Annotated in this window: 21 protein-coding genes; 14 read left to right on the top strand and 7 right to left on the bottom strand. The window is 71.8% G+C overall.

The features are described 5' to 3' along the window. Positions 1-6 precede the first annotated feature (6 nt). From RB608_RS02845 to RB608_RS02830, 4 genes are all read right to left on the bottom strand, one after another. Complete coding sequence (locus RB608_RS02845) at positions 7-1,296, bottom strand: ABC transporter permease (protein WP_308086277.1); 1,290 nt, start codon at positions 1,294-1,296, stop codon at positions 7-9. Further along, a complete protein-coding gene (locus tag RB608_RS02840; RefSeq protein WP_308086276.1) occupies positions 1,293-2,540 on the bottom strand; it encodes an ABC transporter permease in 1,248 nt (415 codons plus the stop codon). Before RB608_RS02840 ends, RB608_RS02845 begins: the two co-directional genes overlap by 4 nt. Then, complete coding sequence (locus tag RB608_RS02835) at positions 2,537-4,051, bottom strand: ABC transporter ATP-binding protein (RefSeq protein ID WP_308086275.1); 1,515 nt, start codon at positions 4,049-4,051, stop codon at positions 2,537-2,539. The genes RB608_RS02840 and RB608_RS02835 overlap by 4 nt, the downstream gene beginning before the upstream one ends. A gap of 166 nt (positions 4,052-4,217) precedes the next feature. Beyond that, a complete protein-coding gene (locus RB608_RS02830; protein ID WP_308086274.1) occupies positions 4,218-5,315 on the bottom strand; it encodes a BMP family ABC transporter substrate-binding protein in 1,098 nt (365 codons plus the stop codon). A 202-nt stretch (positions 5,316-5,517) separates the two neighbouring features. On the opposite strand from RB608_RS02830, the gene RB608_RS02825 reads away from it, so the two are divergent. Together RB608_RS02825 and RB608_RS02820 are read left to right on the top strand one after the other, a co-directional pair. After that, a complete protein-coding gene (locus RB608_RS02825; RefSeq protein ID WP_308086273.1) occupies positions 5,518-5,943 on the top strand; it encodes a cytidine deaminase in 426 nt (141 codons plus the stop codon). Beyond that, positions 5,940-7,250, top strand: coding sequence for a thymidine phosphorylase (locus tag RB608_RS02820; protein WP_308086272.1), 1,311 nt, complete (start codon positions 5,940-5,942; stop codon positions 7,248-7,250). The genes RB608_RS02825 and RB608_RS02820 overlap by 4 nt, the downstream gene beginning before the upstream one ends. Before the next feature lie 9 nt (positions 7,251-7,259). Here the strand turns inward: RB608_RS02820 and RB608_RS02815 are convergent, their stop codons facing one another. The 3 genes from RB608_RS02815 to RB608_RS02805 are packed head-to-tail and all read right to left on the bottom strand — an operon-like array spanning position 7,260 to position 10,944. After that, complete coding sequence (locus RB608_RS02815) at positions 7,260-8,672, bottom strand: DUF1116 domain-containing protein (RefSeq protein WP_308086271.1); 1,413 nt, start codon at positions 8,670-8,672, stop codon at positions 7,260-7,262. Next, a complete protein-coding gene (locus RB608_RS02810) occupies positions 8,669-10,144 on the bottom strand; it encodes an FdrA family protein (protein ID WP_308086270.1) in 1,476 nt (491 codons plus the stop codon). The genes RB608_RS02815 and RB608_RS02810 overlap by 4 nt, the downstream gene beginning before the upstream one ends. Next, on the bottom strand, positions 10,141-10,944 hold the full coding sequence (locus RB608_RS02805) for a DUF2877 domain-containing protein (protein ID WP_308086269.1): 804 nt from the start codon (positions 10,942-10,944) through the stop codon (positions 10,141-10,143). The genes RB608_RS02810 and RB608_RS02805 overlap by 4 nt, the downstream gene beginning before the upstream one ends. A 119-nt stretch (positions 10,945-11,063) precedes the next feature. Here RB608_RS02805 and RB608_RS02800 point away from each other — a divergent pair, with 119 nt between their 5' ends. The 12 genes from RB608_RS02800 to RB608_RS02745 all read left to right on the top strand — a co-directional run. Then, positions 11,064-12,293, top strand: a complete 1,230-nt coding sequence (locus RB608_RS02800) for a helix-turn-helix domain-containing protein (RefSeq protein ID WP_308086268.1) — start codon at positions 11,064-11,066, stop codon at positions 12,291-12,293. A gap of 166 nt (positions 12,294-12,459) precedes the next feature. Then, the gene (locus RB608_RS02795; protein WP_308086267.1) at positions 12,460-13,821 is read left to right on the top strand and encodes a solute carrier family 23 protein; all 1,362 of its coding nucleotides are present in this window, start codon (positions 12,460-12,462) and stop codon (positions 13,819-13,821) included. After that, positions 13,818-14,693: an FAD binding domain-containing protein gene (locus tag RB608_RS02790; RefSeq protein ID WP_308086266.1), complete on the top strand. Its 876-nt coding sequence runs from the start codon at positions 13,818-13,820 to the stop codon at positions 14,691-14,693. The genes RB608_RS02795 and RB608_RS02790 overlap by 4 nt, the downstream gene beginning before the upstream one ends. Further along, a complete protein-coding gene (locus tag RB608_RS02785; protein WP_308086265.1) occupies positions 14,690-15,199 on the top strand; it encodes a 2Fe-2S iron-sulfur cluster-binding protein in 510 nt (169 codons plus the stop codon). Before RB608_RS02790 ends, RB608_RS02785 begins: the two co-directional genes overlap by 4 nt. Continuing rightward, positions 15,196-17,577: an aerobic carbon-monoxide dehydrogenase large subunit gene (cutA, locus tag RB608_RS02780; protein WP_308086264.1), complete on the top strand. Its 2,382-nt coding sequence runs from the start codon at positions 15,196-15,198 to the stop codon at positions 17,575-17,577. Before RB608_RS02785 ends, cutA begins: the two co-directional genes overlap by 4 nt. Then, positions 17,574-18,209: a carbon monoxide dehydrogenase subunit G gene (locus RB608_RS02775; protein WP_308086263.1), complete on the top strand. Its 636-nt coding sequence runs from the start codon at positions 17,574-17,576 to the stop codon at positions 18,207-18,209. Before cutA ends, RB608_RS02775 begins: the two co-directional genes overlap by 4 nt. Further along, positions 18,206-19,606, top strand: a complete 1,401-nt coding sequence (locus tag RB608_RS02770; protein WP_308086262.1) for an amidase family protein — start codon at positions 18,206-18,208, stop codon at positions 19,604-19,606. The genes RB608_RS02775 and RB608_RS02770 overlap by 4 nt, the downstream gene beginning before the upstream one ends. Before the next feature lie 226 nt (positions 19,607-19,832). Further along, on the top strand, positions 19,833-21,911 hold the full coding sequence (locus RB608_RS02765; RefSeq protein WP_308086261.1) for a hydantoinase/oxoprolinase family protein: 2,079 nt from the start codon (positions 19,833-19,835) through the stop codon (positions 21,909-21,911). A 1-nt stretch (position 21,912) separates the two neighbouring features. Beyond that, the gene (locus tag RB608_RS02760) at positions 21,913-23,916 is read left to right on the top strand and encodes a hydantoinase B/oxoprolinase family protein (RefSeq protein ID WP_308086260.1); all 2,004 of its coding nucleotides are present in this window, start codon (positions 21,913-21,915) and stop codon (positions 23,914-23,916) included. Between the two features lie 11 nt (positions 23,917-23,927). After that, a complete protein-coding gene (locus RB608_RS02755; protein ID WP_308086259.1) occupies positions 23,928-24,665 on the top strand; it encodes an NmrA family NAD(P)-binding protein in 738 nt (245 codons plus the stop codon). A gap of 90 nt (positions 24,666-24,755) precedes the next feature. After that, complete coding sequence (locus tag RB608_RS02750) at positions 24,756-25,691, top strand: carbamate kinase (RefSeq protein ID WP_308086258.1); 936 nt, start codon at positions 24,756-24,758, stop codon at positions 25,689-25,691. Positions 25,692-25,714: 23 nt separating this feature from the next. Further along, positions 25,715-26,433: ring-opening amidohydrolase (locus tag RB608_RS02745; protein WP_308086257.1), on the top strand; the 719-nt coding region annotated here is incomplete at its 3' end.

The raw sequence follows: 26,433 nt of genomic DNA, 5'->3' as shown, positions 1-26,433 counted from the left end.
GGCCGGCTACCCCTTGCGGTACGGCTCGCCGTCGGCCGCGGGGGGCCGGGAAGCCCCGACCAGGCCGGCGACGGCGATGATCGTGACGACGTACGGCAGCATCAGCATGAACTGGCTGGGCACGGGGGAGCCGAGCACCGACAGCACGCCGGACAGGTTCGTCGCGAAGCCGAAGAGCAGCGCGGCCAGGGTCGCCCGGACCGGGTCCCAACGGCCGAAGATGACGGCGGCGAGGGCGATATAGCCCGCGCCGTCGGTCATCTCCTGGCCGAACTGCGGCACGGAGACCAGCGTGTACGTCGCGCCACCGGCGCCGGCGATCAGGCCGGCGATGAGCAGCGTCGTGTAGCGGGTCCGGTTGACCTTGATGCCGACCGTGTCGGCGGCCTTCGGGTGCTCGCCGACCGCGCGGACCCGCAGTCCCCACTTGGTGCGGTAGAGCGCCCACGCGACGACCACGACGGCGGCGTACATCAGGTAGACCAGGATCGTCTGCCGGAACAGCACCGGGCCGATGACCGGGATCTGGCCGAGGAGCGGGATCGGGATCCGCCCGAAGTGGTCGGGGGCGTTGAGCTGGTCGGGGTGCTCGGCGAGCACCTGGCCGAACAGGAAGCTGGTCAGGCCGATCACCAGGACGTTGAGGACCACGCCGACGATGATCTGGTTGACGAAGTAGGTGATCGCGAAGAACCCCAGCACCAGGGCGACCAGGCCGCCGGCCAGCATCGCGGCGACCAGGCCGCCCCACGGCGAGCCGATCACGGTGCCGAAGATGGCGGCCGCGAAGGCGCCGAACAGCAGCTGACCGTCGATCGCGATGTTGACGACGCCCGCGCGCTCGCCGAGGACGCCGCCGAGGGCGCCGAAGACGAGGGGGACGGCGAGGGCGATCGAGCCGCCGAGCAGGCCGATGACCGGGACCGACTTGCCGGCCGCGGCCCAGGCGAGGAAGCCGACCATCGCGAGGACGGCGAAGAGCGCGACCAGCCACACCGGCGTACGGCGACCGCGGCTGACCAGCAGCGCCGACGCCGCCGTGAAGGCGGCGAGCAGGACCACGACCGTGGCGACCGTGGCGGTCGAGGGCACGGTGATCTCGGGCAGGTCGAAGAAGTCGGTGTCGGCGGCGAGCCGGAACGTCGTCTTGCCGGAGCGGGCCTTGAAGGCGATCAGAAGGGCGACCAGCAGCGTGACGACGCCGAGCATGATCGGCGCCTTGAGCGCGGTGCGCAGCGGGACGGCGGCGGGCTCCGACTCGTCGACGGGGACCGGGACCTTGGCGGTGGTGCTCATGCCGTGGCCTCCTTCGGGAGCCGGAAGATCGCTCGCACCAGTGGCGGAGCCGCGATGAACAAGACGATGAGCGACTGGATGACGAGCACGATCTCGACCGGGATGCCCTCGGCGGCCGCCATCGAGAAGCTGCCGGCCTTGAGGCCACCGAAGAGGAGACCGGCCGCCAGGATGCCCAGCGGTCGGGATCGTCCGAGCAGGGCGACGGTGATGGCGTCGAAGCCGATGCCGGCGTCGAGGTCGACGGTGATGCCGCTCGTGGCCGTGCCGAGGATCTGGTTGGCTCCGGCGAGGCCGACGAGGCCGCCGGCGATGAGCATCACGGTGATGTAGGTCCGGCCGACGTTGATGCCGGAGGCGCGGGCGGCGTCGGGGTTCTCCCCGACGGCACGGAACCGGAAGCCCATCGCCGACTTGTTGAGCAGCCACCACACCACGCCGACCGCGACCAGCGCGATCACGAACCCGAGGTGCAGGTTGAACCGGTCACCCAGCAGCTTCGGCAGGATCACCGACTCCGGCATCGGCTTCGACTTCGGGTTGAGCGAGCCCGGCGCCTGGAGCAGGCCCTGCTTGGAGAGCGCGTAGAAGACCAGGTAGTAGCCGACGTAGTTGAGCATGATCGTGACGATCACCTCGTGGGCGCCGCTCTGCGCCTTGAGGAAGCCCGCGATCCCGGCCCACAGGGCGCCGGCCAGGGCGCCGGCGAGGACGGCCAGGGGCAGGTGGAGGACCAGCGGCAGGTCCATGCCGATGCCGACCCAGCCGGCGGCGGCGCCGGCCAGCAGCATCTGGCCACGACCGCCGATGTTGAACAGCCCGGCACGGAAGGCGAGGCCGACGCCGAGACCCGCGAGGATCAGCGGGGCGGAGAACTTCAGGGTCTCCGTCAGCGGCTTGATCCGGCCCTCGAAGCCCTCGACGTTGGTGTTGTAGATCGCGCCGCGGAACAACGCCGAGTAGGCGTCGGAGATGGCCGTCCAGACCGCGCTGAAGAAGTCACCGGGACGAGACCCGATATAGCTGACCGTGTCGCGCACGTTCTCGTCGGTCAGCAGGATCATCAGCGAGCCGACCACGACCGCGAGGACGACCGACAGCACGGACACCAGCGCGTTGCCGAGCACGATCTCACGCAGGACGCCGCCGAAGCGGCCGGACTCGTGGCCGGACGGCGGCGGCTCCTTCGGGTCCGGCGTCTGCTCCTCGACGGAGGCGGGCTGGTTCTCGTCGTCGGTGCTCACGCGGCCGTCCCTTCGGGGCGCTCGCCGGCCATCATCAGGCCGAGGGTCTCGCGGGGCGTGTCCGCCGGCACGATGCCGACCACCTGCCCGCGGTAGAGGACCATGATCCGGTCGGACAGGGCGACGATCTCGTCCAGCTCGGTGGACACCAGGAGCACCGGTACGCCGGAGTCCCGGGTCGCCACGACCTGCTTGTGGATGAACTCGATGGAGCCGACGTCGACACCGCGGGTCGGCTGGGCGGCCACCAGCAGGCTGAGGTCGCGGGAGAGCTCGCGCGCGACGACGACCTTCTGCTGGTTGCCGCCGGAGAGCTGGTTGGCCTTGGCCTGGATGCCGGACGCGCGGACGTCGTACTCGACGAGCTTGCGCTGGGCGAACTCCTCGAGGACCCCGCTGCGGACCGTGCCGGCGGACACGAACGGCTTGCCATGGCTGCGGTTGAGCATCAGGTTCTCGGCGATGGTGAACTCGCCGACCAGGCCGTCGACCTGCCGGTCCTCGGGCACGAAGCCGACGCCGGCGTCGAGCACCTTGCGGACCGACCGCCCGACCAGCTCGTGCTCGCCCAGCCGGATCGAGCCGCGTACGTGGCTCTGCAGTCCCATGATCGCCTCGGTGAGCTCGGTCTGCCCGTTGCCCTGGACGCCGGCCACGCCGAGCACCTCGCCCCGGGCGATGGAGAAGCTGATGCCGTCGAGATGGGTGTGGCCGGTGTCGTCGAGCACCCGCAGGTCGCGGACGACGAGGACGTCCGGTCCGGGCTGGGCCGGCTCCTTGTGCACGGTCAGCTCGACCGGACGGCCGACCATGAGCGAGGCGAGCTCGGCGTTGGTGGCGGTGGGGCTGGCCTCGCCGACGACGGCGCCGCGCCGGATCACGGTGATCCGGTCGGCGATCGCGCGGACCTCGCGCAGCTTGTGGCTGATGAAGACGATCGCGGTGCCCGACTCGCGGAGCTGGCGCATGATGCCCATCAGCTCGTCGGTCTCCTGCGGGGTGAGCACCGCGGTCGGCTCGTCGAAGACGAGGACGCGGGCGTCGCGGGAGAGCGCCTTGATGATCTCGACGCGCTGCTGGACGCCGACGGGCAGGGTCTCGACCAGTGCGTCGGGGTCGACGTCGAACCCGAACCGCTGGGAGATCTCCCGCACCCGCTCGCGCGCGGCGCCGATGTCGAGGGTGCCGGCGAAGCCGGTGGCCTCGTTGCCGAGCATGACGTTCTCGGCGACGGTGAAGACCGGGACCAGCATGAAGTGCTGGTGGACCATGCCGATGCCGGCGGCCATCGCGTCGCCCGGGCCGGCGAACTTCCGTACCTCGCCGTCGAGGACGAGCTCGCCCTCGTCGGCCTGGTAGAGGCCGTAGAGGACGTTCATCAGGGTCGACTTGCCCGCGCCGTTCTCGCCGAGGAGGGCATGGATCTCGCCCTCGTCGACGGTGAGGGAGATCCGGTCGTTGGCGACCAGGGGGCCGAAGCGCTTGGTGATGCCCCGGAGTTCGAGCGTCATGGGGGAATCCTCTCGGAGCGGGGGTGCAGAAGCCAGCAAATGCGCCGGGAACACGACCGGCGCGTCCGACGCGAACGCCTCCGGGGGAGGTCGGAACCGACCTCCCCCGGAGGGTGTCTCCGCCCTGCCTGCCCTCAGCGCGTGGCCGAGGGGAGGCAGGCGCGCGTCACTGGTTGAGGTACGACGTCACCGGGATGCTGCCGTCGATGATGCCGGCCTTGACCTCGTCGAGCTCGGCCTGGAGCGTGTCGGAGATCTTGGACTCGAAGTTGTGGAACGGCGCGATGCCGACGCCGTCGTTCTCGAGCGTGCCGACGTACGCCTCGGGGTCGAACTCGTCGTTGCCCGCCGCCACGACGGCCTCGGTCGTCGAGATCTTCATGTTCTTCAGGATCGAGGTGAGCACCAGGTCCTGGGTCTTCGGGTCGGTCTCGTAGAAGTCGGCGTCGACACCGATCATCGCGACGTCCTTGCCGGAGTCGGCGATCGCGGTCAGCGCGCCCTGGTAGATCGGGCCACCGACCGGCAGGAGCACGTCGGCGTTCTGGTCGAGCAGGCCCTTGGCCGCGTTGGTCGCCTTCTCGTTGGCGTCGAAGCCACCGGTGAAGACGCCCTTGTCGTTGCCCTCCCAGCCGAAGAGCTTGACGTCCTTGCCCTTCTTCTCGTTGTAGTAGTCGACGCCCTGCTTGAAGCCGTCCATGAAGATCGTGACGGTCGGGAACGGCTGGCCGCCGTAGGTGCCGACGACACCGGTCTTGGTGTAGTCCGCCGCGGCGTAGCCGGCAAGGAAGGCGGCCTGCGCGGTGTCGTAGAGGATCGGCTTGATGTTGTCCGCGTCCTTGGTGCCGTCGAAGTCGTTGTCGGCCGCGTCGTCGATGAGGATGTACTCGATGTCCGGGTTGGCCTTGGCCGACTCCACGGTCGCCGCGGACAGCGCGAAGCCGACCGTCACGATGGCGTCACAGCCCTGGCCGACGAACTGCTCGAGCGCGCCCGCGTAGTCGTTCTCGTTCTTGGACTCGAACTCCTTGTACTCGCTGCCGAGCTCCTCGGCGGCGTCCTGCACGCCCTCGTAGCTGAGCTGGTTGAACGACTTGTCGTCGAAGCCGCCCGCGTCGGAGAGGATGCAGGGGAGGAAGTCGCTGCTCGCGCTGCCCTCCGAGCCCTTCTTGTCGTCGTCGGGGGCGTCGCCACAGGCAGCCAGGGCCGCGCTCGCCATCAGCGCCACGGCCGCGGCGGCCGTCGTCCTCTTCCAGGTCTTCACAGATGTCCTCCAGGTCGACGCCCGGCTCCGAGTCGCAGGGCAGGAAAAAAATGGTTCTGGTACTCCGGGGTGCATCCTCACCCACGGACCGCTCTGCGGGAAGCGCATTCGTCGAAACGGTTACCAACTTGGGACATTTCCCGTCGAGACCTGCCCATGCGGAAGATCCTCATGACGGCGATCCATGCTCTAGCGTGGCCGGGTGGTCGACTGGGACACCCTCACGCGGGCCGCGAGCGACATCGCGGCACGGGCCTACGCGCCCTACTCCGGCTACCGGGTGGGTGCGGCCGCGCTCGCCGACGACGGGCGCCTGGTGGTGGGCTGCAACGTCGAGAACGCGGCGTACGGCGTCACCCTGTGCGCCGAGTGCGGGCTCGTCTCGCAGCTGCACGCCACGGGCGGCGGCCGGCTGACCCACTTCGTGTGCGTCACCCTCGACGCGCGCGGCGCCGGCGAGGTGATCATGCCGTGCGGCCGCTGCCGCCAGCTGCTGTGGGAGGCCGGCGGTGCCGCGCTGGAGGTGCTGACACCGCAGGGCGTGCTGACGATGGACGCCGTGCTGCCGCAGGCGTTCGGCTCCGAGGATCTCGGGCGCGTGGTGCCTCCTGGTACAAACACACCGTGAGCAGCCAGAGCGCCCCGTCGGGCCCCCAGCACGACGCCGTCGAGGTGATCCACGCCAAGCGCGACGGACACCCCCTCAGCAGCAGCCAGATCGAGTGGATGGTCGACGCCTACACCCGCGCCGCCGTCGCCGACGAGCAGATGTCCGCGCTGCTGATGGCGATCCTCATCAACGGCATGGACCGTCGCGAGATCTCCGACTGGACCGCGGCGATGATCGCCTCCGGGGAGCGGATGGACTTCTCATCGCTCTCCCGCCCGACCGCGGACAAGCACTCCACCGGGGGAGTCGGCGACAAGATCACGCTGCCGCTCGCCCCGCTGGTCGCGGCCTGCGGGGTCGCCGTGCCCCAGCTGTCGGGGCGGGGCCTGGGCCACACCGGCGGCACCCTCGACAAGCTGGAGTCGATCCCCGGCTGGCGGGCGCTGCTCTCCAACGAGGAGATGCTCGCGCAGCTCGAGTCGGTCGGCGCGGTCATCTGCGCGGCGGGCGACGGCCTGGCGCCCGCCGACAAGAAGCTCTACGCGCTGCGCGACGTCACCGGCACCGTCGAGGCGATCCCGCTCATCGCGTCGTCGGTCATGAGCAAGAAGATCGCCGAGGGCACCGGCGCTCTCGTCCTCGACGTCAAGGTCGGCAGCGGCGCCTTCATGAAGGACGTCGACAAGGCGCGGGAGCTGGCCGAGGTGATGGTCGCGCTCGGCACCGACGCCGGCGTCCGCACGGTCGCGCTGCTCACCGACATGTCTGTGCCGCTCGGGTTCACCGCAGGCAACGCCATCGAGGTCGCCGAGTCGGTCGAGGTCCTCGCCGGCGGCGGTCCGGCCGACGTCGTCGAGCTCACCCTCGCCCTGGCCCGGGAGATGCTCGCGGGTGCCGGGCGCGACGACGTCGACCCCGCCGCCAAGCTCGCCGACGGCTCCGCGATGGACGCCTGGCGCGCGATGATCGCCGCGCAGGGCGGCGACCCGGACGCGGCGCTCCCGGTCGCGCGCGAGCAGCACGTCGTGACGGCACCGGCCGACGGCGTCCTGACCCGGCTCGACGCGCTGTCGGTCGGCGTCGCCGCTTGGCGGCTCGGCGCCGGCCGCGAGCGCAAGGAGGACCCGGTGCAGGCCGGTGCCGGCGTCGTCTGGCACGCCCGGCCGGGCGACGAGGTGCGGGCGGGCGCGCCGCTGTTCACCCTGCACACCGACACCCCCGAGCGCTTCGAGCGGGCGCTCGCCGCGCTCGAGGGCGGCTACGACGTGGCAGCGGCCGGGACGCCGTACGCGCCCCGGCCGCTGATCATCGACCGCGTCGACTGAGTCGACTGGTCAGGCGCGGTCCCGCGTGCGCCGGGCCAGCTCGGCCAGCGCGGCCGGGAAGATCGACGCCGGGGGCGTGACCAGGCCGGCGCCGACCTGGCCGACGCCGGCGACCTTGCCGGCCATGCCGGTGTTGATCTGGGGCAGGATGCCCGTGCGGCACACCGACGAGACGTCGATGCCGGTCGCGGCACCGGCGAAGTCGAGCACCGGGATCGGCCAGCGGTTGTTCTCGCTGATCGTGATCTCACGCATCCGGCGGCTGGTGGCCAGGGCGTCCGGGACGGTGCCGCCGACGAAGCGGACGATGGCGGGCGCCGCCGCCATCGCGAAGCCGCCGATCCCGGCGGTCTCGGTGATGGCGGAGTCGCCGATGTCGGGGTTCGCGTCGTCGGGGCCGTAGTCGCCCAGGAAGAGACCGTCGGCCAGCTGGGCCGGTCCGGTGAACCACTGGTCGCCGGTGCCGGACACCTGGATGCCGAAGTCGGTGCCGTTGCGGGCCATGGCGACGACCATCGTGGAACCCGGTACGTCGCGGGCGGCGTCGAGCGCGAGCTTGCAGGCCGGCATCGCGACGTTGAGGAAGAAGTGGTCGTTGCCGCCCATGAAGGCGAACGCCTCGGCGATCTCCTCGGTGGAGCGGGACGTGCGCACCAGCGACGGGGCGATGTCGCGCAGCAGCATCAGCGTGCCGGCCCGGTTGCGGTTGTGGGCCTCGTCGCCCATCTGCAGCATCTGGCCGAGGATCGCGGTCGCGTCGACCGGACCGGCGGCGGACACGGCCTCCCCGAGCAGCGGGCCGAGCACGTCGCGCATCCAGCGCAGCCGCTCGAGCACCTCGGGGCCGTAGGCGCCGTACCGCAGCACCTTGCCGAGGCCCTCGTTGAGCGAGCAGTAGGTGCGCCGGCCGGTGGCCGGGTCCTCGAGGACGAACATCCACATGGAGGGCGAGACCACGCCCGCCATCGGGCCCACCGCGCTGCGGTGGTGGCACGGCTCCAGCGACACCTCGGCGCCGGAGGCGAAGAGCGCCTCGGCGTCCTCGGGGTCCTCGACGAGACCCTCGAACGCGGCGGCGCCCATCAGCGCGCCGCGCAGCGGGCCGGAGGCGCGGGCCCACTCGATCGGCGGGCCGGCGTGCAGGAACTGGCCCTTCTCGAGGCCGAGCAGCTCGGACGCCGGGGCGACGCCGACGAGCATCGCCTGCACATCGAGCATCCGCGAGACCGCGAGCGCGTTGGCGTCGCGGCGCAGCGGGTCGGCGGCGACCGTGGCGAGGTCGTCGGCGGTGCCGTCCATCGGGGGCGTCCAGTCGACCCGCTCGACGGGCACGGCCTGGTCGGCGACGGCGGTGGCGAACATGTCGGCGCCGACGGCGGCGACGGCGGCAGGGGTCGCGCTGGGCAGGGAGGCGGTGGTCATCGGGCGACTCCGTTCACGAGAGCGATCGCGCGGCGGGTGGCTGCGGCGTTGGACAGGTGGACCTCGGCGCCGGCTGCGGCCAGCGCCTCGGCCTGGCGGGCCAGGCCCTGGGGGTCGGCCGAGGTGCCGACGCAGGCGACGACCACGGGGACGTCACGGATCGCGCGGGCCGCGGCGATCGCGGGGGCGAGCCCGGCGGCCGGGTCGTCCTCGGCCCCGTGCCCGAGGACGACGTCCATCAGGACGACGGCGGTCTCGGGGTCGGCGGCGACCTTGGCGAGGTGCTCCAGGCGCAGCGTCGGGTCGATCATCGGGTGCGCCCGGCCGCGGGTGAGGCCGTCGTCGCCGAAGTCGATCATCAGGTGGCCCGACTCGAGCAGGCTGCTGTCGAGGGCCAGGTCGGGCGAGAGCGGGATGTTGCTGCGGATCGGACCGAGCGTCTCCGCGGCGAGCAGCATCGCCTCGTCGCACAGCGTGCCGCCGACGAACAGGCCGCGTAGCGCGGTGCCGCCCGACGCGCTGCGCACGGCGGGGGTGCCCCACGTCGGCCAGGACGGTACGGCGACGCCGAGGTCGCCCAGCAGCGCCTCGACCTGCGTGGTGAGGTCGGGCTGGCCGGCGCCGAGCAGCGCGAAGCGCACCGGCGTGGTGAGGCCCGCGGCGTACTTCTCGACGGCGGCGGCCACCTCGGCCGCCGGCGGCTTGGACACGACGACGACCTGCTCGACCGTCGGGTCGGCGTCGAGCCGGTCCAGCGCGGTGGTGGTGGAGATGCCGCCGATCGCCGCCGACAGGTCGCGCCCGCCGACGCCGAGCGCGGCGGCAACACCGACGCCCGCGGCGTCGAGGAGCGCGAGGATCTGCTGGCAGCCGGTGCCCGAGGCCGCGACGATGCCGACGCTGCCCGGGGAGACGGTGTTGGCGAAGCCGAGGCCGACGCCGCCGACGACGGCTGTGCCGCAGTCGGGGCCCATCACGAGCAGGCCGCGGTCGCGGGCGATCCGCTTCATGGCGAGCTCCTGCTCGACCGGCACGTTGTCGCTGAAGATCATCACGTCGACGCCCGCGTCGAGCGCGTCCATCGCCTCGACGAGCGCCGAGGCACCGGGCACCGACACGAGTGCGAGGTCGCCGCCCGCGCGGCGCAGGGCCGAGCCCGTGGTGCGCGGGGGCGCGGTGACCTCGCCGCCGGACGAGCCCTTGCGCGCCGCCGCCAGCGCGGCGTCGACGGCCGCCAGCGCGGCGGACAGGGCCGACTCGTCGTCGAGCCGCAGCGCCACGACCATGTCGTTGGTGCTGGCTGCGGGCAGCGTGAAGCCCATGCCCTGCAGCACCTCCACGTTCAGCTCGGTCGCCATCGCCACCTGGGCGGCGGCGACGCCGGGCGTGGCGGCGACGTCCCGGCTGACCTGCAGCAGTGCCACGCTGTCTGCGTACGCACCGGGCCGGATCTCGACGTGCTCGACGGTCATCGAGTACTCCCTTCAAGGGCTTCGTTGGTGATTGCGGAAAGAACGTGCCGGGCGGAGAGGGCGAGGTGGGCGCCCAGGAGCATCCCGGCGCCGGAGGTGTGGCCGACGGCGAGCAGCGCTGCCACCGCCGCCGCGTCGCCGACGGCGAGGGCGGTGCGGAACGGCGTGATCGCCTCGCCGTCGACGGCGTGCCGCAGCAGGGTGGCGGACAGGCCGGTCGTGCGGGGGAGGTGCGCCCGCACGGCGTCGGCGATCGCGGTGGTGTCGCGGCCCCCCGCGCGGGTCGTCACCAGCCAGCCGCAGAGCACGTCGTCGCCGACCGGCGTCAGGCCGTCGCCGCGGCCGACGAGGGCGCGCACCCCCGCCGGGTCGCCGGCGACGAGCAGTTCCAGGGCCTCGGCCGGGAGCTGGTCCCGGGCGGGCGAGAGGTCGGCGGGGACGGCCGCCAGCCGCTGGGCGGCCGCGGGGGTCAGCGGCGGGGTGACGAAGGAGACCAGGCGGGCGACGCCCACGCTCAGCGGGCCGACCCGCAGCGTCCCGTCGCCGAGCGTGACGGGCGCTCCGACGGCGATGCCGGGCAGGTCGGGGAGCCGGGGGAGCGCCGTGGCGATCGCGCAGGGCACGTGGACGGCGCCGTGGGCGAGGACGCCGATGATCCGCCCGCCCACCTCGGCGTACACGGCCTGGCTCCCGGCGTGCACGACGGTGCCGGTCGCCGGGGGGCCGTGGAGCAGGCCGCGCAGCGCCGGTGAACCGGCTCCTCCGACCTGCGACTCGACCTGCGATGTGACCTGGTGCACCTCTGGGACGCTAACGGCTGGGTATCGTGCATCGAATGGTGAGCATTGCCAACGTGCGAGCAGAAGTCGGGCAAGAGTTGATAGCCACGGCGGGGGGCGGTATCGCGGACCATGGCGTCATGGATGTGGAGGAGCTCGCCGAGTCGCTCGCCCAGCTGGTGCTGGCCGGGGCGGATCTCGGTGACCTCGTCGCCGCGATCGGCGACGCCCTCGACGTCCAGGTCGCGGTGACCACGACCGACGGCAGGGAGCGCGCGGCGCGGATCGACGACGCCATGCGGGAGCGGATCACCGCCGCGGGCCTGACCGACGAGACCGGTCGGCTGCGGGTCGAGTGGCTGGGCGACCGGGGCGGCCACGAGGGCCAGCCGGTGACCGGGGCCCATGTCCACCGCGAGCCGCTCGCCGCGCCCAACCAGGCGCTCGGCCACCTGGTCGCGATCGCCGAGGAGGGGATGGTGCCGCAGCAGGTCGTCGCGTTGCAGCGCGCGGCCACCGCCGTGTCCCTCTCGATCACCCGCGAGCAGGCGGTCTCCGCGGTGGAGAACAAGTACCGGGGCGACTTCCTGCGCGACGTCTTCCTCGGCCGCGCGGGCTCCGACGAGTTCGTCAGCGAGCACGTGGTCGGCTTCGGCTGGGACCTGAGCGGCCCGACGATCGTGCTGGCCGCGCAGATCGACCCGCAGCCGTCGTACCAGCCGCCGGCCTCGGTCGAGGACCGCCGCCAGTGGCAGGAGCGGTTCGCCAACGCCTGGCGCCAGGTGGCCGCCTCGGTCGACCGCGCCATCCCGATCGCCGACTTCGGCTCCGAGGTGGTGGCGGTGCTGCCGGCCGAGGATCTGGAGGCCGCCGCGGTGCTGGTGCGACGCCTCGTGCACGCCGTCGCCGGCGACAAGGGCGGCGGCCGCCGCCCCTTCACCGCGGGCGTGGGCCGGGTCGCGTCGGTGCCGTCCGGCCTCCCCGACAGCTACAGCCAGGCCCGGCGGGCGCTCGAGGTCGGGCGCCGGTTCCGGGGCCCCAGCACCACCACCTGGTTCGACGACCTCGGGCTGCACCGCCTGATCGCGATGGTGCCCGACACCGAGGAGCTGCGGGCCTTCGCGCACGACGTGCTCGGCGAGCTGGCCGGGGCCACCGAGGAGGCGATCACGCTCCGCGAGACGCTGCAGGTGCTCCTCAACACGAACTTCAACGTGGCGGAGGCGGCGCGCACGCAGTTCTTCCACTACAACACCATGCGCTACCGGGTCGGGAAGCTGGAGCGGCTGCTCGGGCCGGTCGCCTCCGACCAGAACCTGCGTCTGGACGTCGCCGTGGCGCTCAAGGTGCTGGAGGTCGTCAGCAAATGACAGGGCGGAGCTGAATCGCAGGCAATGTTCGACAGCACTTTCCCAGGATCCTTTGGCGAAAGTGGCCAGTGAGGTGTGATCTCGCCCTCAATAGGTTGGGTTGTCTCGGTCGCCCTCAGGGGCGGAGCTCAACGCCCAGCACAGCCCCAGACACAGGAGGACTCAGATGTCGATGTTCAAGTGGGAGGTAGTGGATCCCGCGCCCGGCGAGCCGGTCGCGCCGAACCAGCGCCTGCCGTGGGGTCGCACCGTCGGCCTCGGCGCGCAGCATGTCGTCGCCATGTTCGGCGCGACCTTCGTGTTCCCGCTCGTCATGGGTCTCGACCCGAACCTGGCGATCATGTTCTCGGGCCTGTGCACGATCGGCTTCCTGCTGATCTGCGCGAACAAGGTCCCCAGCTACCTCGGCACCAGCGCGTCCTTCGTCGCCGGTGTGGCCGCGATCCGCACCCAGGGCGGCGACTCGGCCGACGTCACCGGCGCGATCCTGGTCGCCGGCCTGGTCCTGGCCGCGATCGGCGTGGCGGTGCACTTCGCGGGCTCCGGTCTCATCCACAAGCTGCTGCCGCCCGCCGTCACCGGCGCGGTGGTCATGCTGATCGGCTTCAACCTGGCGCCGGTCGTCGCGGGCACCTACTGGCCCCAGGACCAGTGGATCGCGCTGGCCACCGCCGCCTTCATGGTCTGCGCCTCGGTCCTGCTGCCCGGCTTCTGGTCGCGGATCGCGGTCTTCCTCGCGCTGATCTTCGGCTATGTCGTCTCGGTGCTCGCCGACAAGGTCTTCGGCCCGATCACCTCGGTCCTGCCGACCGGCCCCGAGGCCGTCGAGCACGACCGCGTCTCCTGGGCCGGCGTGAAGGCGGCCGACTGGATCGGCTTCCCGAGCGGCGACCTCGCCGACGGCGTCTCCGTCGTGCACGGCCCGAGCTTCTCGATGACCTTCATCCTGCTGGTCCTGCCGGGTGTGATCGCCCTCATCGCCGAGAACACCGGCCACGTCAAGGCGGTCGCCGAGATGACCGGCGACGATCTCGACCCCTACATGGGCCGGGCGATCGGCGCCGACGGTGCCGCGACCGCGTTCGCCAGCCTCTTCGGCGGCTCGCCGACCACGACGTACGCCGAGAACATCGGCGTCATGGGCGCCACCAAGGTCTACTCGACCGCGGCCTACTACGTCGCCGGCATCGTGGCGATCCTGCTCGGTCTCTGCCCGAAGTTCGGCGCCATCGTCAACGCCACCCCGGGCGGCGTGCTCGGCGGCATCACGGTCGTGCTCTACGGCATGATCGGCCTGGTCGGCGCGAAGATCTGGGTGGAGAACCGGGTCGACTTCGGCAACCCGGTCAACATGGTCGGCCTCGCCGCCGGCCTGATCGCCGGCATCGGCGGTGTCACGCTCAAGGTCACCGATGACTTCGAGCTCGGCGGCATCGCCCTCGGCACGATCCTCGTCATCGTCTTCTTCCACGCCGTGAAGGGACGCACCGCCGAAGCCACATCGGGAGAGGTGACCAAGAGGCTGTGAAGCCCGCACCATTCGACTACGTCCGGCCGGGGACCCTGGAGGAAGCCCTCCAGGCCCTGGCCGGGCACCCGGAAGCCAAGGTCCTCGCCGGGGGCCAGAGCCTCGTCCCGCTGCTCTCGATGCGGCTGGCGGCGCCGGCCGTGCTCGTCGACATCAACGAGCTGCCGGACCTCGACCACGTCCGGGTCGACGCCGAGGGCGTCCGGGTGGGAGCACTCGCCCGGCACGCCCGGGTGCTCGCCGACGCGGACGTGGCGCGGGTCCAGCCGCTGGTGACCAAGGCGCTCGCCAACGTCGCCCACGCCACCATCCGCAACCGCGGTACGACGGTCGGCTCGCTCGTCCACGCCGACGCCGCGGCGGAGATGCCGATGGTGCTCCAGCTCCTCGGCGGCTCGGTCGACGTGGTCGGCCCCGCCGGCCGCCGGACGATCCCGGTCGAGGAGCTGTACGTCGGCCCGCTCGAGTCCAGCCTGCACCACGACGAGATCGCGGTCGAGGCGTTCTTCCCGGCCCTCGCGGCGGACACCGGCGTGGCCTTCGAGGAGATAGCCCGCCGCCACGGCGACTACGCCATGTGCGGCGTCGCCGCCGTCGTCACCGTCGACGGCGACCGGGTCGTGGCGGCGAAGGCCGGCTATCTGTCGGTCTCGGACATCCCGGCCGTGGTCGACCTGACCGAGGCGCTCGGCGGTGAGCTCCGCGACGCGTCGCTGGCCCGCGCGGCGGAGGCGGCGCTCGCCGTACTCGAGCCGGAGACCGACATCCACGCGACGGCCGACTACCGCGCGCACCTGGCCACCGTGCTGACCGCGCGGGTCGTGACCGCCGCCTACGAGGACGCCCGCACCCGGGCGGGGGGAAGCAAGTGAGCGAGAACCAGCACGAGATCCGGCTGACGGTCAACGGCACCGACCACGACGTGGCGGTGCCCGCCCGGCGGCTGCTGTCCGACGCCCTGCGCCACGACCTGGGGTTCACCGGCACCCACGTCGGCTGCGAGCACGGCGTCTGCGGCGCCTGCACCGTGCTGGTCGACGGCCAGCCGATGCGCAGCTGCCTCATGTTCGCCGTCTCGGCCGCGGGCCACGACATCACGACCGTCGAGGGCCTGGCCCGGCCGGACGGCGAGCTCGGTCCGGTGCAGCAGGCGTTCCGCGAGTGCCACGGCCTCCAGTGCGGCTTCTGCACCCCCGGCTTCCTGACCACGATCACCGCCGGCATCGCCGAGAACCCCGAGCCCACCGAGGACGAGGCACGCGACATGATCGCCGGCAACCTGTGCCGCTGCACGGGCTACCAGAACATCGTCAAGGCCGTGTGCCGCGCCGCCGAGCTGGCCCGCGACGACCGCGCTCCTGAGGGCGGTGCCGCATGACCACCAAGATGATGGGGGCCAAGGTCCAGCGGGTCGAGGACGACCGCCTGGTCCGCGGCACCGGCCGGTACGTCGACGACGTCGCCCCGGACGCGCTCCACACCGCGGTGCTGCGCAGTCCCCACGCCCATGCCCGGATCCTGTCGATCGACGTCGACGCCGTGCTCGACGTCGAGGGTGTCCACGCCGTGTGGACCTACGACGACCTCGAGGGCGCGATGGCCGAGCCGCTGCCGCTGCTCATCCCGCACCCCACGCTGACCCACGGCCGCACGCAGTACGCGCTGGCCAAGGACGAGGTCAACTACGTCGGCGAGGCCATCGCCTTCGTCGTCGCCGACGACAGGTACGTCGCCGAGGACGCGCTCGCGCGGATCGCCGTCGAGTACGAGCTGCTGCCCGCGGTCGTCGGCATCGAGGCCGCGCGCGACGGCGCGCACCTCGTCCACGACGACGTGCCCGGCAACGTGGGCGCGCGCATGGAGCAGTCCAACGGCGACGCCGCCGCGGCGATCGCGGCCGCGCCCCGCACGCTCTCGCTCGACCTGCAGATCGAGCGCAGCGCCTGCATGCCGATGGAGGGCCGCGGCACCGTCGCCCGCTGGGACCCCGACCAGAACCGGCTCCAGGTGTGGACCTCGACCCAGACCTCCACCGGCGTCCGCGCCGCGGTGGCGGCCAAGCTCGGCCTCGACCTCGGCCAGGTCGACGTCATCACGCCCGACGTGGGCGGTGGCTTCGGCGTCAAGATCGTGCACCCGTGGCCCGAGGAGCTCCTCGTCCCGCTCGCCGCGCAGAAGCTCGGCCGCGCGGTGAAGTTCACCGAGGACCGGCGCGAGCACTTCATCTCCTCGGCCCACGAGCGGGCCCAGGTGCACCACGTCGAGGTCGGCTTCGACGACGACGGCCGGGTGCTGGGCCTCGACGTGCGCTTCTGGCACGACCACGGCGCGTACACGCCGTACGGCCTGATCGTCCCGATCATCACCTCGACCCAGTTGCTCGGCCCCTACAAGCCGGGCGCCTACCACGTGCAGTTCGACTCGCTCTACACGAACACGGTCATCGTCACGCCCTACCGCGGCGCGGGCCGGCCGCAGGGCTGCTTCGTGATGGAGCGGACGATGGACGCCATCGCCGCCGAGCTCGGCAAGGACCGCGCCGACGTCCGCGCGATCAACTTCATCCAGCCCGACGAGTTCCCCTACGAGCAGGGCCTGATCTTCCAGGACGGCCGCGAGCTGACGTACGACTCCGGCGACTACCCGGCGATGCTCGACAAGATCAAGGAGCTCGTCGACTGGGACGGCTTCGAGTCGTTCCGGGCGGCCAAGGCGGCCGAGGGCAAGCGGGTCGGGCTCGGCCTCGCCTGCTACGTCGAGGGCACCGGTGTCGGCCCCTACGAGGGCGCGCACGTGCACATCGAGACCTCGGGCAAGGTCAAGGTCGCCACCGGCCTGACCTCGCAGGGCCAGGGCCACCAGACCGCGTTCGCGCAGATCGTGGCCGACGAGCTCGGCGTACGGTTCGAGGACGTCGAGATCACGACCGGCGACACCCGCCGGATGGCGTACGCCGTGGGCACCTTCGCCTCGCGCGCCGCCGTGATGAGCGGCTCGGCGATCCACCTGGCCGCCAAGCGGACCAAGGAGAAGGCGCTGCGGATCGCGGCCGACGCGCTCGAGGCCGACGTCGACGACCTCGAGATCGTCGACGGCGTCGTCAGCGTCAAGGGCACCGACTCGTCCATCCCGCTGGGAACGATCGCGGTGCTGTCCAACCCGCTGCGCTACGCCTTCGACGAGGCCTCCAAGGCGGCCACGCAGTTCAACGTGGGCGACCCGACGAAGCCGCCGGTCGCCGAGGACGACGAGCCGGGCCTGGAGGGCACGGACTTCTACTCGCCGCCGCGCTCGACCTTCGCCTCCGGCATGCACGCCGTGATCGTCGAGACCGACGTCGAGACCGCCGAGATCCGGATCCTCAAGTACGCCGTCGTCCACGACTGCGGCCACCTGATCAACCCGATGATCGTCGAGGGCCAGATCCACGGCGGTGTCGCGCAGGGCATCGGCGGCGCGCTCTACGAGCGGATGGCCTACGACGAGTCCGGCCAGCTGCTCAACGCGTCCTTCATGGACTTCCTGATGCCGTACGTCACCGAGGTGCCGGCCAGTATCGAGATCGACCACCTGGAGACCCCGTCTCCGCTCAACCCGCTCGGCATCAAGGGTGCCGGGGAGGCCGGCGTGATCCCCGGGTCCGCAGCCTTCGCCGCCGCCATCGAGGACGCCGAGCGGCTGCCCATCACCGCCATGCCCATCTCGCCGTCGGAGCTGTTCGCACTCCGGGCGGCCCACGCTCAGGAGTCGAAGTGAAGATCTCCGGTCAGAACACCATCGCCGCGCCCGTCGACAAGGTCTGGGAGGCGATCCTCGACCCGCGCGTCCTCGTGGCGACCATCCCCGGCTGCGAGCGGCTGGAGGCGACCGGCGAGAACGCCTACGCGATGACCGTCAGCGCCGGCGTCGCGGCGATCAAGGGCACCTACTCGGGCTCCTGCGTGCTCGAGGACCTGCGCCAGGGCGAGGGCCTGACCATGAAGCTCAAGGGCGCGGGCGCCCCCGGCACGATCGATGCGACGGTGCTCGTCACGTTCGCGGGCTCGGGCGAGGAGACCGTGCTGTCCTACGACGCCGACGCGGTCGTCGGCGGCATGATCGGCGGCGTCGGCCAGCGGATGCTGACCAGCGTCTCGCGGCGGATGGCGGCCGAGTTCTTCGGCAACGTCGAGAAGGTCATCGCCAACGGGCTGCCTGCCGAGGTCGCCGCGGCCGAGCCGGCCGTGTCGGCGGAGGGCGCACCCGTCTTCGCGGCGGCCCCCAAGGCTGCTGGCGGCGCTGTCGGTGCCGTCGGTGGCGGCGAGTCCTTCCTGACGGGCGTAGCGGTCGGTGGCGGTCTCGTGCTCGCCGGCGTGATCGTCGGTGGCCTGCTGGGCCGTCGTCGATGACCTCCTCTGCCTCGATCTCGACCGACTCGACCGCGCGGGACCAGGCGGGCGCCGTACGACGCCGGGAGATCTCGGCGCGCGAGCTGCTCGACCTGCACCTGGACCGGATCGCCGAGCGCAACCCGGAGCTGAACGCGATCGTCTCGCTCGACGAGTCCCGTGCCCGGGAGGGCGCGGCGGCCGCTGATCAGGCGCTCGCCTCGGGCGCGGAGGTCGGTCCGCTGCACGGCCTGCCGTTCGCGTTCAAGGACACCCACGTGGTCGGCGGCTGGCGCACGACGTACGGCTCCACGGTGATGGCCGACAACGTGCCGTCGCAGGACGAGCTGATCGTCGAGCGGGTCCGCGGCGCGGGCGTGGTGACGATCGGCAAGACCAACGTGCCGGAGTTCGCCGCCGGCTCGCACACGTTCAACAAGGTCTTCGGGACCACCCTCAACCCGGTGGATCCCTCGCGGTCCGCGGGGGGCTCGAGCGGGGGAGCGGCCTGTGCCCTCGCCGCGGGCATGGTGCCGCTGGCCGACGGCTCCGACATGGGCGGCTCGCTGCGCAACCCCGCGTCCTTCTGCGGCGTCGTCGGCATGCGCCCGAGCCTGGGCCGGGTGCCCGAGTGGCCGCTCTACAACCAGTGGGAGTCCACGTCGGTCGGTGGGCCGATGGCCCGCAACGTCGGCGACCTCGCGCTGCTGCTCTCCGTCATGGCCGGCCCCGACCCGCGGGCGCCGCAGGCCCTGGGCGACCCGGGCGCCTCGTTCGCCTCTCCCGAGCCGGCCAAGTTGGCCGGCCTGCGGGTCGCGCTCAGCGTGGATCTCGGCGGAGCGCTGGAGGTCGACCACGAGGTCGCGGCGGTCGTCGAGGACGCCGGACGCGCGCTGGCCGCGGCCGGGGCATCCGTCGGGTCGGCGTACCCGGACCTGTCGCTGGCCGAGGACACCTTCCGCACCCTGCGCGCCTGGCACTTCCAGGCCAAGCTGGGGTCCTTGCTCGCGGCGCATCCCGACGCCTTCAAGCCGTCGCTGGCCGACAACATCCGCGCCGGCGAGTCGCTCACCGGTGCCGACATCGCCCGCGCCTACACGCAGCGCACCGCCCTGTCGGAGACGATGCGGCTGTTCTTCGGCGACCACGACGTGCTGGTGCTGCCGGTCTCCCAGGTCCCGCCGTTCCCGGCGACCCAGGAGTTCCCCAGCGAGATCAACGGCAAGCCGATGGCGACCTATCTCGACTGGATGCGCTCGGCGTACTTCATCACCGTCACCGGCTGCCCGGCCATCTCCGTGCCCTTCGGTACGACGGCCGACGGGCTCCCCGTCGGTGTCCAGCTCGTCGCCCGGCACGGTGCCGACCGGAAGCTGCTGGAGGTCGCGCTGGCGTTCGAGGGGCTCGCCGCCCGCTGACCTGCGGAACCCAGTAACACGCTGTCCACCCGACTGCCTGGCTGTTCTCAGCAGCCGAAGGCCCGAATCCGGCCCGTTCCTGCTGACCAGTGCCGGGTAGTCAGGTGGACAGCGTGTTGCTTTTCCCGAGCCGACCAGACCGCAGGCAACATCTGCCCACGAAGCCCGAATCCCTCGGCAGATCATGCCGTCGTGCGCAGCGATCTGGCTCACTTGAATGTGAGCCATGACAGCAAGGCGGATCAGGATCGGCATCGACACCGGCGGCACGTTCACCGACGTCGTGGCCTTCGACGAGGACAGCGGTGAGGTCGTCACGACCAAGACCCCGAGCACGCCGGGGAACCCGGCCGACGGGTTCCTGGCGGGGATCGACAAGGTGCTCGGGATCGCGGAGGCGGAGTTCGCCGACGTGGTCGCCGTCAGCCACGGCACCACGGTCGCGACCAACCAGCTCCTCGAGGGCAAGGTGGACGCGCTCGGGTTCGTCACCACGGAGGGCTACGAGGCGATGCTGGAGATCGCCCGCCAGTCCGTGCCGGACGGCTACGGCAACTCGTACTTCTGGGTGAAGCCCGACCGGATCGTGCCCCGTGACCTGGTCAAGGGCGTCGGTGGCCGGCTCGACTTCACCGGCGCGGAGATCCGCCCGTTCGACGAGGACGGCGCCCGCACGGTCGCCCGCTGGTTCAAGGCCAAGGGCATCGACACGCTGGGCGTCTGCTTCCTGCACGCGTACGCCAACCCGGCGCACGAGGAGCGGATGCGCGAGATCATCGCCGAGGAGCACCCCGACGCCGTCGTCTCGATCTCGAGCGAGGTGCTGCGCGAGTACCGCGAGTACGAGCGCTCGATGACCACCCTCGTCGACGCCGCGGTGAAGCCCAAGCTGAGCCGCTACGTCAACAACATCAAGGACCGGCTCGCCACCCAGGGTGGCCGGACCATCCCGTTCTACGTCATGAAGTCCAACGGCGGCGTGCTGTCGGCCGACGAGGTCGTGCACCAGCCGATCACCACCGTCCTGTCCGGCCCGGCGGCGGGCGCGCTCGGCGCGGCGCTGATCGCCAAGATCGCGGGCTTCGACAAGGTCCTCACCTCCGACGGCGGCGGTACGTCGACCGACGTGTCGGTCGTCATCGACGGTGAGCCCACGCTGACCACCGAGGGCAGTGTCGGCGTCTACCCGTCCAAGATCCCGATGATCGACGTCGTCACCGTCGGTGCCGGCGGCGGCTCCATCGCGTGGCTCTCGCCCGAGGGCACGCTCAAGGTCGGCCCCCACTCGGCCGGCGCCGACCCGGGCCCGATCTGCTACCGCAAGGGCGGCACGGACGTCACGATCACCGACGCGCACGTCTTCCTCGGCCGGATCCCTCCCCACCTGCTCGGTGGCGAGATCCCGCTCGACGTCGACGCCGCCACCTCGGCGATCCAGCAGCTGGCCGGCAAGCTCGGCATCTCGGCCGAGGCCTGCGCCACCGGCATCCTCGAGATCTCCGCATGGAACCAGGCCAACGCGCTGCGCCAGGTCACGGTCAAGCGCGGCCTCGACGTGCGCGACTTCGCCCTCACCACGTTCGGCGGATCGGGCTCCCTGCTGCTGTGCCGGCTGATGGACATCCTCAACGTCCCGACCGTGCTGGTCCCGCCGAACCCGGGCAACGTCTCCGCCTTCGGCCTGCTCACCGTCGACGTGAAGAACGACTACGTGCAGACCCACGTCGCGCTCCAGGAGAACGTCGACCCGGCCGACCTGCAGCGCGAGTACGACGCCCTCACCGAGCGGGCCGCGGCCGCGCTCACCAAGGAGGGCTTCGGGCAGGAGCAGCACGTCTTCGTGCGCACCGCCGACGTGCGCTACTTCGGCCAGGCCTTCGAGGTGCGGGTCGCCGTACCGGACGGCCCGATCACCGCGGACACCCTCACCGCGATCGCCGACCGCTTCCACGCCGAGCACCGGGTGCTCTACGGCTACGACTTCTCCGGCGACAGCTCGCAGCAGGTCGAGGTCGTCAACCTGCGCGTCTCCGGCGTCGGCCCGATCAAGCGGCCCGAGATCCTGCGCGCCGACGGCGCCAAGCCGCAGCCCCAGCAGACCGGCTCGCGCGCGGTCTGCTTCGACGCCGACGCCGGATACGTCGAGACGCCGATCTTCTGGCGCCCCGACCTGCCGGCGGGCCAGGTGCTCACCGGCCCGGTGATCATCGAGGAGTTCGGCTCGACCGTGCCCGTCCACCCCGGCTTCACCGCCCGGGTCGACGACTACGCCAACATCATCGTGACGCGCTCGGAGGAGAGCTGACATGTGCCTGAGCTGCCAGACCGTCTCTGTCCAGAACCCGGGTGCGCCGCGCTCGTTCACGCACGACGGTGACATCACCTCGCGCCGGGCGCCGACCGACTTCCCGTTCGGGACGCTGACCGCCGACGCCGGACGCAGCGCCGACCCCGTGCTCGTCGAGATCGTCCAGGGCTCGCTCGCCGCCGTCGAGCACGAGGTCGAGACCGCCATCGGCCGGACCAGCCGTTCGCCGATGATCCGCGACGCGCACGACTTCCGCGCCGGGATCCACGACCGGCTGCTGCGCAAGCTGACCGGCCGCTCGTACTCCGCGCTCGTGCACCCGGTCGCCCGGGACTTCCCGATCGAGGAGATGAACGAGGGCGACGTCTTCTTCCACAACGACGTCTACCTCTCCGAGGGTGGCATCGGCCACCTCCCCGACCTGTGCGTCACCGTCCCCGTGTTCGCCGGGGCGGAGGGGGAGCGGCGCGTCGTCGGCTTCATCCAGGCCTTCGGCCACCACGACGACATCGGCGGCGCGGTGCCCGGCTCGATGCCCTCGCACGCCACCAGCGTGTACGAGGAGGGCCTCGCCGTCCCCCCGATCAAGCTGTGGGACGCCGGTGTGCCCAACAAGGCCGCGCTGCGGATCATGACGCGCAACTCGCGGATGCCCGAGTCGCTGGCCGCCGACCTCGACGCCGAGTGCTCGGCCTGCCTGATGGGCGCCCGCCGCCTGGGCGAGCTCTTCGACCGCTACGGCATCGAGACCGTCGAGGCGTGCTTCGACGCCGTCATCGACCGGTCCACCGAGACCTACCGCCGCGAGATCCTCTCGAAGATCCCGGTCGGGACCTGGACCTGGGAGGACTACGCCGAGCACGACGGCGTCGACGACCCGAAGCTGCACACGCAGCGGATCACGCTGACCCGCACGTCGGCCGACGACCCGGACGGCGAGCGGCTGATCCTCGACTTCGCGGGCACCAGCGCGCAGGCCAAGGGCCCGATCAACCACTGCGGCGACTATGCCGACGGCGCCTTCCTCAAGAAGTGGCTCGCGCCGATCCTGCGCAACCTGGCCGACACTCCGGAGCGGATGGCGGAGCTCGACGTCAACGAGGGCGTGGTGCCGCTGATAGAGATGCGGTTCCCGCCGCCGGGCACGCTGCTCACGCCGGTCTTCCCGGCGCCGACCAACGCCCGTACGTTCGTCATCCTGCGCCTGCTCGGCGTGCTGGCCGGCGTGATCGCCAAGGCGGTCGACGGCAAGATGCCCGCCGACCAGGAGACGATCCGCTACACCGGCGTCTACGGCGAGGACCTCGAGGGCCGCTCGTATCTCATGCGCGAGGTGCTCGGCGGCGGCTCGGGTGGCCGCTACTACGCCGACGGCGAGGACACCATCCACGTCGTTCCGGACTCGCGGAACCTGCCCTCGGAGTTCACCGAGTCGCGCTTCCCGTTCGTCGTCGAGTCGCTCGGTCTGGCCGTGGACTCCGGCGGCGCCGGCCAGTTCCGCGGCGGCCTGGGCTACGAGAAGCACATCCGGATGCTCAAGGACGCGGACTTCATGTCCATCGCCGACCGCTCGATCCTGGCCTGCTGGGGCGTGAAGGGCGGCAAGGCGGGCAAGCCGTTCCAGGTCACCATCGACGCGGGTGGCCCGAACGAGCGCGAGGTCGACGCCCTCGCCGATGCCGAGCCGGTCAAGGCGGGTGAGGTCATCCGGATCCGCACCACCGGCGGTGGCGGCTGGGGCAACCCGCTCGAGCGGGACGCGGCGCTCGTGGTGCGCGACGTCGTGTGGCGCAAGGTCTCCCCGGAGGCCGCGCTGGCCGACTACGGCGTGGTGCTCACCGGCTCGCTGGACGACGACAGTCTCTCCTACGACGCCGCGGCCACCGAGGCGGAGCGGTCCGGCCGTCCGGCGCCGGCCACCGAGGACGCGTTCTTCGACCGCGGCCCGGGCTACGGCACCCTCTCCGGAGGCGCCGCCGCAGCCGCCGTGGACGTGCTCTGAGGCTCGTGTCCATGAAGGTCGCGATCCTCGGGGGATCCGGCAAGACCGGTCGCGCCGTCGGCGCGGCCCTGGCCCAGGCGGGCGTGGCGACACGCCCCCTGGGCCGGGCCGCGTTCGACGACCTGCCGGCCGCGCTGGCCGGTGCGGATGCCGTGCACGTCATCGCCCCCAACCTGCACGCCGACGAGCCGTCGTACGTCGCCGCGGTGCTCGCCGCCGCGTCGGAGGTCGGCGTCGGCCGGGTGAGCTACCACTCGGTGGCATCGCCCTACGTCCCGGCGATGCCGCACCATCTCGGCAAGGCCGTGTCGGAGGACATGGTCCGTCGCTCCGGGCTGGCCTGGACGATCCTGCAGCCCTGCGCGTACGTCCAGAACCTGCTGCCGGCACTGCGCGCGGCCCGGTCGGTCGGCGAGCTGAGCGTGCCCTACGCCGTCGACACGCCGTTCGGGATGGTCGACCTGCAGGACGTCGCGGCCGCGACCGCGGTGGTGCTCACCGCCGACGGCCACGTCGGCGCCACCTACGAGCTCGGGGGCCCGGCACTGGTGAGCGTCGCCGACGTCGCCGCGGCGGCCGGCCTCACGGCGGCGCGGGTGCCCGCGGAGGGCGACGTGCACCCCTGGCTCCAGGCGATGTTCGACTACTACGACGACCACGGACTGCCCACCGGCGGCGTGCCGCTGCGCGCCCTGCTCGGCCGTGCGCCCACCTCGGTCGCCGACGTGCTGGCGCGCGACCTGGCCTGAGGACCTCTGGCAGGTGTTGCCAGCCTTGACCGCCCGAGTTGGCTGTTCTCCACGATGAACGACGGTGATCGGGCTCACTAGGTTCGCTGCATGAGGATCCTGCTGGCGCTCGGCGGCAACGCGATGACGTCCCCGGACGGGAAGGCCCGGCCGGAGGACCAGATCGCGGCCGCGACCGAGGCGATGGAGGCCGTGGCCGACCTGGTCGCCGCCGGTGTCGACGTCGTCATCACCCACGGCAACGGCCCGCAGGTCGGCAACCTGCTCGTGAAGAACGAGATCGCCGCGCCCGTCGTACCGCCGGTCCCGCTGGACTGGTGCGGGGCCCAGACCCAGGGCACCCTCGGCAACATCTTGATGAACGCGCTGGACGGCGCCCTCGCCGCCCGCGGCCTCACCCGGCCGACGGCCGCACTGGTCACCCGGACCCGGGTCGACGCCGCGGACCCGGCGTTCGCCAAGCCGAGCAAGCCGGTCGGCCGCTACCTGTCCGCCGACGAGGCGCGCACCATGATCGAGCACGGCGAGACCTGGGAGGACCGCGGTGAGCGCGGGTGGCGGCGGATGGTCGCCTCGCCCGAGCCGCTCGAGGTCCTCGACGCGCCGGCGGCCGTCGCGCTGGTCGAGGCCGGCTTCGTCGTCGTCGCCAACGGCGGTGGCGGCATCCCGACCGTACGCCGACCCGACGGCTCCCTCGCCGGCGTCGAGGCGGTCATCGACAAGGACCTGGGCGCGGCCCTGCTCGCCCAGGCGATCGAGGTCGACCTCCTCGTCATCGCCACCGACGTCGCGCACGCCGTGCTCGGCTTCGGCACCCCCGAGGCCGCCGACATCGGCCAGGTCACCCTCGACCAGATGCGGGCCTACGCCGCCGACGGTCACTTCGCGGGTGGCTCGATGGGCCCCAAGGTCGACGCCGTCTGCCGCTTCGTCGCCGAGTCCGGGCAGCGGGGCGTCATCACCGACCTCAGCAGCATCCTCGCGGCCGCCGACGGTCGCGCCGGAACGATCGTCACCCCCAACTGAAGAACCCGAAAGGAAGCTTGACCATGCCTTCTGCCATCGAGGTCCGCAAGGTCCCGATCCACTCCGTCGCCGACGCCTCCGAGCTGGCCAAGCTCATCGACGAGGGCGTCTTCAAGGCCGACCGCGTCATCGCGATCATCGGCAAGACCGAGGGCAACGGCGGGGTGAACGACTACACCCGGATCATCGCCGACCGTGCCTTCCGCGAGGTGCTCGTCGACAAGGGTGCCCCGGCCGACCAGGTCAAGCAGGTCCCGATCGTGTGGTCGGGCGGCACCGACGGCGTCATCAGCCCCCACGCCACCATCTTCGCAACGGTCGACGTCGCCGAGGACGACCCGAGCCGCGAGGAGCAGCGCCTCACCGTCGGCTTCGCGATGAGTGAGCCGATCCTGCCCGAGGAGATCGGGTATGTCGCGATGATCGAGAAGGTCGCCGCGGGTGTGAAGGTCGCTATGGAGCGGGCCGGGATCACCGATGTCGCCGACGTGCACTACGTGCAGACCAAGACGCCGCTGCTCACCATCCACACCATCCGCGACGCGCACAGCCGCGGCAAGGAGGTCTGGACCGAGCACACCCACGAGTCGATGGACCTGTCCAACGGTGTCACCGGTCTCGGTATCGCGGTCGCGTTGGGTGAGATCGAGATGCCGACCGACGCGGATGTGATGAACAACCGTGACCTGTACTCGTCGGTCGCGTCGTGCTCCTCGGGCGTCGAGCTCGACGTGGCCCAGAT

It is taken from the genome of Nocardioides sp. LHD-245 (assembly GCF_030929495.1).
In the GTDB taxonomy this organism is placed as follows: domain Bacteria; phylum Actinomycetota; class Actinomycetes; order Propionibacteriales; family Nocardioidaceae; genus Nocardioides.
Note: the sequence above shows the minus strand (reverse complement) of the source record. Positions and strands in the feature narration are given on the sequence as shown.

What these genes read in the sequence shown, in the direction of transcription:
- RB608_RS02835 (WP_308086275.1), bottom strand. Translation starts at nt 4,051, where the DNA reads ATGACGCTCGAACTCCGGGGCATCACCAAGCGCTTCGGCCCCCTGGTC.
- RB608_RS02770 (WP_308086262.1), top strand. Translation starts at nt 18,206, where the DNA reads ATGACCTCCTCTGCCTCGATCTCGACCGACTCGACCGCGCGGGACCAG.
- RB608_RS02755 (WP_308086259.1), top strand. Translation starts at nt 23,928, where the DNA reads ATGAAGGTCGCGATCCTCGGGGGATCCGGCAAGACCGGTCGCGCCGTC.
- RB608_RS02760 (WP_308086260.1), top strand. Translation starts at nt 21,913, where the DNA reads ATGTGCCTGAGCTGCCAGACCGTCTCTGTCCAGAACCCGGGTGCGCCG.
- RB608_RS02750 (WP_308086258.1), top strand. Translation starts at nt 24,756, where the DNA reads ATGAGGATCCTGCTGGCGCTCGGCGGCAACGCGATGACGTCCCCGGAC.
- RB608_RS02800 (WP_308086268.1), top strand. Translation starts at nt 11,064, where the DNA reads ATGGATGTGGAGGAGCTCGCCGAGTCGCTCGCCCAGCTGGTGCTGGCC.
- RB608_RS02765 (WP_308086261.1), top strand. Translation starts at nt 19,833, where the DNA reads ATGACAGCAAGGCGGATCAGGATCGGCATCGACACCGGCGGCACGTTC.
- cutA (WP_308086264.1), top strand. Translation starts at nt 15,196, where the DNA reads ATGACCACCAAGATGATGGGGGCCAAGGTCCAGCGGGTCGAGGACGAC.
- RB608_RS02815 (WP_308086271.1), bottom strand. Translation starts at nt 8,672, where the DNA reads ATGACCACCGCCTCCCTGCCCAGCGCGACCCCTGCCGCCGTCGCCGCC.
- RB608_RS02795 (WP_308086267.1), top strand. Translation starts at nt 12,460, where the DNA reads ATGTCGATGTTCAAGTGGGAGGTAGTGGATCCCGCGCCCGGCGAGCCG.
- RB608_RS02810 (WP_308086270.1), bottom strand. Translation starts at nt 10,144, where the DNA reads ATGACCGTCGAGCACGTCGAGATCCGGCCCGGTGCGTACGCAGACAGC.
- RB608_RS02845 (WP_308086277.1), bottom strand. Translation starts at nt 1,296, where the DNA reads ATGAGCACCACCGCCAAGGTCCCGGTCCCCGTCGACGAGTCGGAGCCC.